Genomic DNA, 1,298 nt, shown 5'->3' on the forward strand with positions numbered 1-1,298 from the left:
TCCCCCAACCCCCGCACATTCGGCATGAACGGCAACAACCCCGGCGTCATCCCCACCACGTCCACCACCACCAACGGCCTCACACCGACACCCCCAGGTTCCGCTCGGCCCATCGCAACTCCGCCGCGATCCCCTCCGCCAGGTCGGCCACGCCACCCGGCAGCACGGACCACGTGTAGGTCTCCACCTCGACGTCCGGCGGCGGGTCGAACACCCGCACGGCGGACATGGCCCGCAGCAGCACGTCGGTGGTGGCGCGCAGCGGCGCGGGCGGCTCGGCGTGCAGCGGCACGTGGAAGTGCACCCGCCACGGCCCGTCGACGGGCAGCGCGGCGAACGCCTCCGGCAGGTCGTCGGCCCGGCGCACCTCCCCGTCCCGCCAGGCGCGCACCTGGTGCAGGTAGCGCGGCTCGGCGAACGGGCCCAGCACGTCCCGGGCGTCGGTCGGGTCGGCCAGCTCCAGCGCCGCCGACGCCTGGACCTTCACCACGCTGAGCCCGGCGTCGGCGATCGACCGCACGGCCTCCTCGGGGTCGGCGAACGACACCGCCAGGTGGCAGGTGTCCAGGCACAGGCCCACGAACTCCTCGTCCACCCGGCCGGCGAGCAGCCGCACGGCGTCGGTCACGTCGTCCACCACGCAGCCCGGTTCGGGTTCCACGGCGAGCCGCACGGTGCGGCCGGTGCGACCGGCCAGCTCGCGCAGCGCGGCCGCGGCCTCGCCGAGCCGGTGCAGCGCGCGGGTGTGGTCGGCCCGCGACCACGGGTGCCGCCAGGCCAGCGGCAGGGTGGAGATGCTGCCCCGGCCGCCCTCGGGCAGCAGGTCGGCCAGCACGGTGGCGCAGTCGAGGGTGTAGTCCAGCCGGGCGGAGGTGGTCCAGTCCGGGTGGTAGACGCGGTGCTTGACCACCTCCTCGTGGAACCCGCCGTACGGGAAGGCGTTGAGCGTGCGGACGACCAGGCCGCGCGCGTCGAGGGCGTCCCGCAGCCCGGCCCGCAGCCGCGGGTCCTCGGCGAGCGCCTTCGCCACGGGCGCGGACAGCCACAGGCCCAGCCCCAGCTCCGCGCCGAAGCTCTCCCGCACCGGCACCGCGTACCGGTCGAGCTGCGCCAGCACGCCGGGCAGGTCCTCGGCCGGGTGGACGTTCGTGCAGTAGGAGAGGGTCATGCCCCACCCGCCCCGGACGGCGTCCCGCGCAGGATCGAGTTGCCCTCGAACGTCGGCGGCGCGTCGGGCTCGTCCAGCATCAACCGCCCGCTCTGCCCGTAGAACGCGACCGGGTTGCGCCACAACACCT

The 1,298-nt window shown here is 75.3% G+C and carries 1 protein-coding gene and 1 pseudogene; both read right to left on the bottom strand.

Translation table 11 applies throughout. The features are described 5' to 3' along the window. Positions 1-79: 79 nt before the first annotated feature. Positions 80-1,168, bottom strand: a complete 1,089-nt coding sequence (gene eboE, locus ACWEFJ_RS39230) for a metabolite traffic protein EboE (protein ID WP_378096745.1) — start codon at positions 1,166-1,168, stop codon at positions 80-82. Then, positions 1,165-1,298: pseudogene (locus ACWEFJ_RS39235) on the bottom strand (TatD family hydrolase); the annotation flags it as partial. The pseudogene ACWEFJ_RS39235 and the gene eboE, both read right to left, overlap by 4 nt.

This window comes from Actinosynnema sp. NPDC004786, from assembly GCF_053601135.1.